The organism is Mesorhizobium sp. M7A.F.Ca.ET.027.02.1.1 (genome assembly GCF_004022985.1).
Lineage (GTDB): Bacteria > Pseudomonadota > Alphaproteobacteria > Rhizobiales > Rhizobiaceae > Mesorhizobium.
Genome location: NZ_RZOL01000289.1, coordinates 1 through 7,777, shown reverse-complemented (window position 1 = coordinate 7,777; position 7,777 = coordinate 1). Strand labels below are relative to the sequence as shown.

The 7,777-nt window shown below is 65.3% G+C and carries 6 protein-coding genes and 1 pseudogene; 5 read left to right on the top strand and 2 right to left on the bottom strand.

Annotated elements, in window-relative coordinates:
- The 4 genes and pseudogenes from EN749_RS25420 to EN749_RS25405 form a co-directional block, all read left to right on the top strand.
- Positions 1–516: ABC transporter permease (locus EN749_RS25420; RefSeq protein WP_145991001.1), on the top strand; the 516-nt coding region annotated here is incomplete at its 5' end.
- A gap of 3 nt (positions 517–519) precedes the next feature.
- Entirely contained in the window at positions 520–1,596 is a 1,077-nt protein-coding gene (locus EN749_RS25415) for an ABC transporter ATP-binding protein (RefSeq protein WP_128364199.1), read from the top strand.
- Positions 1,593–2,623, top strand: a pseudogene (locus tag EN749_RS25410) (dipeptide ABC transporter ATP-binding protein). The gene EN749_RS25415 and the pseudogene EN749_RS25410 overlap by 4 nt, the downstream one beginning before the upstream one ends.
- Positions 2,624–2,660: 37 nt before the next feature.
- The gene (locus tag EN749_RS25405; RefSeq protein WP_128364198.1) at positions 2,661–3,932 is read left to right on the top strand and encodes a CaiB/BaiF CoA-transferase family protein; all 1,272 of its coding nucleotides are present in this window, start codon (positions 2,661–2,663) and stop codon (positions 3,930–3,932) included.
- Between the two features lie 102 nt (positions 3,933–4,034).
- Here the strand turns inward: EN749_RS25405 and otnK are convergent, their stop codons facing one another.
- Complete coding sequence (otnK, locus tag EN749_RS38265; RefSeq protein ID WP_210214729.1) at positions 4,035–6,047, bottom strand: 3-oxo-tetronate kinase; 2,013 nt, start codon at positions 6,045–6,047, stop codon at positions 4,035–4,037.
- A 146-nt stretch (positions 6,048–6,193) separates the two neighbouring features.
- Between otnK and EN749_RS25390 the strand changes: the two genes are divergently transcribed.
- Positions 6,194–6,931, top strand: a complete 738-nt coding sequence (locus tag EN749_RS25390) for a GntR family transcriptional regulator (protein WP_127267755.1) — start codon at positions 6,194–6,196, stop codon at positions 6,929–6,931.
- Between the two features lie 33 nt (positions 6,932–6,964).
- On the opposite strand, the gene EN749_RS25385 is transcribed toward EN749_RS25390, so the two are convergent.
- Positions 6,965–7,777: aminotransferase class III-fold pyridoxal phosphate-dependent enzyme (locus tag EN749_RS25385; protein ID WP_128364197.1), on the bottom strand; the 813-nt coding region annotated here is incomplete at its 5' end.

Sequence of the window (7,777 nt, the reverse complement as noted above, 5' to 3'; positions counted from 1 at the left end):
GGGCTGACCGGTGCGGCGATCATGCGGCTTGTCGACGTCACTCTGTCCTTCCCGCCGATGCTGCTGGCTATGGCCGTCGCGGCGTCGCTTGGGCCGGGCCTCGGCAATGCCGCCATCGCCATGGTTCTGGTCTGGTGGCCGGTCTATGCCCGGCTGATGCGGGCGCAGGTGCTGGAGGTGAAGGAGCGTGAGCATGTCGAGGCGGCGATCGCCGCCGGCGCCAGGCCGCGCCGCGTGCTGTTCACGCACATATTGCCGCTTTGCTGGACCCCAGTGCTGATCAGCGCGACCATGGATCTTGGCCAGGTCGTGCTGCTTGCCGCGTCGCTCAGCTTCATCGGACTCGGCGCCACGCCGCCGACCCCCGAATGGGGGTCGATGATCTCGGATGGCGCCGTCCATTTCTACCAATGGTGGATCGCCTTCGGTCCGGGCGTCGCCATCCTCACCATCGTGCTCGGCTTCAACTTCATCGGCGACGGCTTGCGCGACATTCTCGATCCAAGGTCGGATTAAGCGATGAGCGCACAGATATCTACAGCGCCGCCGGGTGCAGTCGACAAGGCGGGCAAAGGTGAGCCGCTGCTGTCCATACGCGGCCTGCGGGTAGGCTTCCGGCGGGCAGGCGATCAGTTCGAAGCGGTGCGCGGCATCGACCTCGACCTCGCCAAGGGCGAAGTGGTCGGCATTGTCGGGGAGTCCGGCTCGGGCAAGTCCGTCGGCATGCTCGCCGCGCTCGGCCTGACGTCGAAGAACGCGGTCGTCACCGGTTCGGTCCGCTTCAACGGCGACGAACTGGTCGGCAAATCGTCACGCGAAATGCGCAAGATCAGGGGCGCGCGCATCGCCATGATCTTCCAAGACCCGCTGTCCTCGTTGAATCCGGTGATGACTGTCGGCGCCCAGATCGCCGAGGCGGTCAGGCTGCATCAGCGCGTCACCCGCAAGCAGGCCATGGCGCGCGCGGTGGAATTGCTCCATCTGGTGGCGATCCCGCAGCCCGAACGCCGGGTCAACCAGTATCCACACGAATTCTCCGGCGGCATGCGCCAGCGCGCGGTCATCGCCATGGCCGTCGCCAACGATCCCGATTTGCTAATCGCCGACGAACCGACCACGGCGCTCGATGTCACGGTGCAGGCGCAGATTTTGGCAGTGCTGCGTTCGTTGCAGGAGCGGCTCGGCCTTGGCCTGGTGCTGATTACCCATGATCTCGGCGTTGTCGCCGGTCATGCCGACCGCGTCGCGGTCGTCTATTCCGGCCGCGTCGTCGAACAGGCTGGCGTGTCCGAGCTGTTCGCCGACCCGCGCCATCCTTATACGCGCGGCCTCATTGCCTCGATCCCCAATCTCGAGGAAAGCCGCGAGCGGCTGTTTTCGATCGATGGCTCGCCACCCGCACTTGGGCGCTTGCCGGGCGGCTGCGCCTTCCATCCGCGCTGCATCTATGCCGAGGCACGCTGCAGGACCGAGGATCCGCCTTTGCACGACATAGGCGGCCGCTTCTCGGCCTGCCATTTCGCGACGACCTTGCCGCCCTTCCATAGTGCTGCGCTGGCGGCGGCAGAACTGGACAGTGGAAGCATGGCCCCATGAGCGCAGTGGAGCAAATTCAAGTCGAAACCAAGCCGGCGGCAGCGCTTTCCGTACGCCATCTTGTCAAGGATTTTCCGGTTCGCGGCGGCCTCGTCTTCGACCGCGCGGTTGCCCATGTGCGTGCGGTGGCCGATGTGTCCTTTGACTTGGCGCCGGGCGAACGCTGGGCCTCGTCGGCGAATCCGGTTGCGGCAAGTCGACCCTCGGACGCTGCCTGATGCGGCTGATCGAGCCGACCAGCGGCGAAAGCTGGTTCCGTGGCCAGAACCTGCTCGCCCTCAACCACGAAGACATGCGCCTGATGCGGCGCTACATCCAGCTGGTCTTCCAGGATCCGTACGGGTCGCTGCATCCGCGCATGCGCATCGCCGACAACATCGCCGAGCCTTTGCGCATGAGCGACATGTCGGCGGCCGACCGCCGGGCGCGCGTCGCCGAATTGCTCGAACTCGTGCGGCTCAATCCCGATCACGGCAAGCGCTATCCGCATGAACTGTCCGGCGGCCAGCGCCAGCGCGTGGTCATCGCCCGCGCGCTAGCGCTCAACCCGCAAGTGGTGATCCTCGACGAACCGGTTTCGGCGCTCGATGTTTCGGTGCAGGCTGGCGTGCTCAATTTGCTCAGGGATATCCAGCAGTCTTTCGGCACATCCTATCTGTTCATCGCACATGATCTTTCGGTCGTGCGCCACATCTCGCACCAGGTCGCGGTGATGTATCTCGGCAAGATCGTAGAGATCGCACCCGCGGCCGAACTCTATTCGAGGGCGCTGCATCCCTACACGCAGGCGCTGCTGTCGGCGGTGCCGCTCGCCAATCCCGAGAAGGAGCGCAAGCGCGAGCGCATCGTACTGACCGGTGACGTGCCGAGCCCGCTCAACCCACCATCCGGCTGCCGCTTCCGCACGCGCTGCTTCAAGGCGCAGGCGATCTGCGCTGCCGTCGAACCACCGCTCGATCCGGCTGGCGGTTCGCATCGCGTCGCCTGTCATTTTCCGGAGCCGGTCAACACGTTCAAGACTGTGTGATTGGCCTGCCGAATTCATCCGCGAAGGAATTTTGATCGTGACTGAGGACCATTCCGAGAATGCCGGTACGGCAGGACCCGCGCGCCTGCCGCTCGAAGGCATCAAGGTTCTCGATCTTTCCCGCGTGCTCGCCGGTCCATGGGCAACGATGAGCCTTGCCGATCTCGGCGCCGAGGTCTGGAAGATCGAGAACATCGACGGTGGCGACGACACCAGGGCGTGGTCGGTGCCGAGCTACAAGGGTGTCTCGACCTACTATCTCTGCGCCAATCGCGGCAAGCAAAGCATCGCGCTCGACATGAAGAGTCCGCAGGGGCTGTCGATCGTGCGCAAGCTGGCGGCGAAGGCCGACATCGTCGTCGAGAATTTCCGCTCCGGCACCGCCGAGCGCCTCGGCGTCGGCTTCAAGGAACTCAGCGCGTCAAACCCGCGGCTGATCTACTGCTCGATCTCCGGCTACGGCCAGACCGGGCCCGATGCCGGACGGCCCGGCTATGATTTCGTCATGCAGGCCGAAAGCGGCCTGATGGCCATCACTGGCGAGAGCAATGGCGAGCCGATGCGTGTCGGCGTCGCCATCACCGACATCGTCTGCGGCATGGTCGCGACGCAGTCGATCCTGGCAGCGCTTTACGAGCGCGCGACGACCGGCAAGGGCCAGTTCCTCGACCTGTCGCTGATCGACTGCGCGCTCAGCCTGCTGATCAATGTCGGCAGCGGTTATCTCAACACCGGCCGCGAGGTCGCCCGCTACGGCAATGCGCATCCGACGGTTGTCCCCTATCAGATATTCGAGGCCTCCGATGGCGGCTTCGCGCTGGCCGTCGGCAATGACCGCCAGTTCGCGGCGCTGTGCGAGAAGGTCCTTGATCTGCCACATCTGGCTGGGGATGCGCGCTTCATCAAGGCAGGCGCGCGTGCCACCAACCGCGAGGCTTTGATCCCCGAATTGGCGGCTGCCTTCAAGACCAAGCCACGCGACCACTGGATGGCAACCTGCGCCGCCGCCAGCGTGCCGGCCGGCACCGTAAAATCGATACCGGAAGTCTTCGACAGTCCCAATGTGCGTGAGCGTGGCCTCGTCCAGACCTTGCCGCATCCGCATCTCGGCTCCGTCGCCATGGTGCGCCCGGCACAGGGACTTGCCGCGCAGCTGACCGCCGACTTTACCGCGCCGCCGATGCTGGGCCAGGACACAGCTGCCGTGCTGGCCGACGTGCTCGGCTACAGCGCCGAGACCATCGACCAACTGATCGGCTCCGGGGCTGTCGGCGTCTATACGCCGACCGCCGAGCCTGTCCTCGCCTGATTTTCCACGGAACGTGGCAGTCCTCGTCTCGCATTTGCGGGTCGACTGAGTGGTTCTTCACTTCAAGAGCGCGAAGAGCCGTTCCCGGAATTGCTCGGCCAGCTACTTCTGCTGGCCGTAATTCTTGTACCGCCCGCGAATGGCGGCAAGCTCGGTGCCCTCGATGATCGCCGGTGTGCCGGCGCTGCGCGCCAAAAGGTATTGCCGCGCCAAGGTCTCGAGCTTGATGGTGCGGACGAGCGCCGTGTCGAGATCGCCGCCGAAAGCGACCATGCCATGATTGGCGAGCAGGCAGGCCGACCTGTCCTTGAGCGCTGCGACGGCAACCTTGGCCAGTTCGCTTGACGCGAACAGCGCATAGTCCGAACAGCGCACATCATCGCCACCGAAACCCGCGACCATGTAATGGAACAGCGGCAGTCCCTCGCGCAGGCACGATAGCGCCACGCAATGATCGGGATGGGCATGCACGACGGCACCGGCCTCGGGGAAAGCCTTGTAGATCTCGGCGTGCATTTCCCATTCGCTCGACGGCCGGAACGCTCCCTCCCAGCTGCCATCGAGTTGCATCGGCACCATCTGCTCCGGCCGAAGCGCGCTTGTAGCTATTCCCGTCGGCGTGATCATCATGCCGCTTGTCGTCCGCACGCTGATGTTGCCGGTGGTGCCGACATTCATCCCGCTGGCGTCCAGCGTCTGCGTCGCGGTGATCAGGCTGGCGCGTGCAGTCTCGGTGTCCATCACGATGCCTTTTCCTGTGGTTGGCCGCATGACAGGTTTTGCCGGTGGCCATATATTGATCGCCGGCGCGGCGGTGGTCGCCCGTGTCATGTCTTGCAGGACGTCGGCGAAAATATCCGGGCCGCCGAGCTTCCCCGATTTCAACATCAGCGCCAGCGGCTCGGATGGCAGGCCGGGGAGGTGGGCAGTGGCACGCGACAGTCCCGGCCCCTCATAGGCACCCATGGCGATGCGGTCGATGCCGAGCGCCTTGACCACCGAACCGGCGGTCTCGCCGCCGGCGACGACCAGCCGCCGCACACCGAGTTCGAGCACAAGAATGTGTGCAATCCCGGCCAGCATCTCTTCCGCCTTTGCCGCCACCGCGTTGCGGCCATGCGCCTGCTGCAGCGCTTCGACCGTCGCTTGCGGCGCCGTCGTGGCAATGGCGATCATCGTGCCGGGCAAATGCCGCTGGGCGAAGGCACGCGCTTCGGCCACTACATCGGCGCCGGCGAAGGCGCTGGCCAGATCGATCGTCAGCAGTGGATTGTTTTGCGCAAAGCGTTCGAGCTGTTCGATGGTGCGGTCGGCAACGCTGCCGGCCAGCACCGCCGCTGGGCCGTTTATGGCCGGCAGGCTGGCGGTAACGAGATCGACTGAATTCAGCAGCCCATGCGTGAGCCAGGCCGGTGGCAGATGCGCGGCGACCGAGGAATTGCCGGTCATCAGCGGCAGGTCGAAGGTCGCTTCCGCGATCGCAACCAGGTCGCGCTCGCGGATCGTGTCGGTGACCAGCAGCGTCTCGCCGCCCGCGCTGTGCTCTCGTATGGCGTTGCGGATGGCCTCCGCCCCGGCATCGACGACGAGATAGGGCACCAGCCCGACCTTGCCCTTGCTCTGCGCCTGCAGCACGCGAACCAGATTGGAATCGGTCATCGGCGTCAGCGGATCGAAGCGCTTGGGCGATTCACCCAGCAATTGGGCGCCGCCGAACATGTGTCCCTGATAGACGGTGCGGCCGGTCTCACACAGCGCCGGAGTGAACAGCGTGACGCCGCCGCCGAGGCGCTCGAGCAGCGCCTCGGCGCAAGGACCGATGTTGCCGGCAGGCGTCGAATCGAAAGTGGCGCAATATTTGAAGAAGATCTGCCGGGCACCAGCTTCAAGCAGCCGGTCCGCCGCCGCCAGAACCTGGCGCACCGCATCGCTGGCCGCGATGACGCGTGTCTTGAGCAGGATCACATGGGCAAGATTGCCTGGTGGGATCGGCGCACTCAGTCCGACCGTGCATCCCGTTGGAATGCCGCGCGCCACCAGCATCGACGCCAGCTCGGTGCCGCCGGTCAGATCGTCGGCTATGGCGCCGAACAGGAGTGAAGGCGTCGCGGTCATGCGCCCCGTCTCATGTCCGTCTGCACCATGGCTGCCCGTCTCGCAGTTGCCTGTCTCATGTCGGTGGTCAGGCCATTCGTGGTATCATATACACAGCCCACGCGACGCAGGCGACGCCTGCGCCACTGCAAGAACGGAGAGCGGATGTGACTGCTTCTATCGCGCCGATCGCGCGCGACAATCTGACGACGCGCGTCTACGAGGAGCTTCGCCGCGCCATGATGGAAGGCCGTTTCTGGCCGGGCCATCGCTTCAAGATCCGCGACCTCGCGGCCAGCCTTCAGGTGTCTGAGACGCCAGTGCGCGAGGCGCTGATGCAGCTGGTGCGCGAAAAAGGCCTGGAGATGGAGGCTGGCCGTTCGATCACCGTCGCCCAGCTGTCGCTGGCCCAATATCTGGAACTGCGCAGCATCCGGCTGCATCTCGAAGGCATGGCGGGGGCGGCGGCAACAACGCGCATCGAGCCACGGGAGATCGACCGTCTGGCCGAGGTGCATGACAGGCTGATTGCCAACGAGGACAATGGCCATTGGTTCGAAGCCGTCCGCGACAATTGGGAATTCCATCACTCGATCTACCAGGCGGCGCAAATGCCGGAGTTGCTGGCCATCATCGAGGGCATCTGGCTGCGCAACGGACCACTGGTGAACTATCAATACCCGCACGCCAGGCCGACCTACGACGGCCGCCACCGGCACCTCGACATTCTCGACGCGCTGCGGGCGCGTGACGAGAACGGCGTGCGCAAGGGCATTCAGCAGGACATGATCGAAGGCGGACGCCTGTTGGTCAAGGTTCTCGAACGGCTGAACGACGGTGCGGTCACGCCGGAGGAACTGCGCCGCGCGGCGCAGAACGGCCGCCTGGTGTCGGCCGTCGGCTGAGCGATTTGTTCCTTCCCACCACATCGGCGCTGGTCACGCCACCTGCGCCGCTGCGGCCATGCCGGCATCGGCAGCCTGCAGGGCGAGATCTATGTCTTTTGCGGTATGCGCGGCACTCAGGAACATGTTGTGCCGGGGGTGGAAATAGGCGCCTTCGCGCAAGGCCGCCGAGCAGAAGGCGTCGGCCTTTTTGAATTCGGCATCGCCGTCGAAGAGCACCATCGGCATCGACACCGGGCCGGTCTGGCGAAGCGACAGGCCATGCTTCTTCGCTGCCGCATCGAGGCCTGAGCGCAGCCTATCGCCGGCTTCGGTCATGCGGGCAATCGCGTCGGTATCGCGCAGCGTGTTGATGGTGGCGATCGCGGCGGCCATGGCGACGGCGCCATACCAGAACGACCCCGTCACATAGACCTTGGTCGCGGCTTCGCGAAACCGGTCGGTGCCGGTGATCGCGGCAAGCGGATAGCCATTGGCGATCGCCTTCGAGAAAGCGGACAGGTCCGGCCGTACGCCGAGCGGTTCCCAGCTGCCGGCGAGATCGATGCGGAAGCCGGCCCTGACATCATCGACGATCAGCGCCGCGTCGGCGGCGGTGGTGAGCTCGCGCGCCCGTCTGGCGAAGGCGGCGGTCGGCAGTTCCTGGTCGCGGGCGATATCGTGGCGGAAAGCGGTGACGACGACGGCGGCAAGATCGCTGCCGGCCTGCTCGACGGCTGCCTCGAGGCTGGCAACGTCATTGTAGTCGAAATGGATGATATGGGCGCGGTCCTCGGCCGTGACGCCGGCGAGCGAAGGCGTGCACCACGGCACGGCGCCGTGATAGGAGCCGCGCGCGACCAGCAC

Excerpts from the sequence above, each read along its gene's own strand:
- EN749_RS25415 (WP_128364199.1), top strand. The coding sequence starts at position 520 with ATGAGCGCACAGATATCTACAGCGCCGCCGGGTGCAGTCGACAAGGCG.
- otnK (WP_210214729.1), bottom strand. The coding sequence starts at position 6,047 with ATGACCGCGACGCCTTCACTCCTGTTCGGCGCCATAGCCGACGATCTG.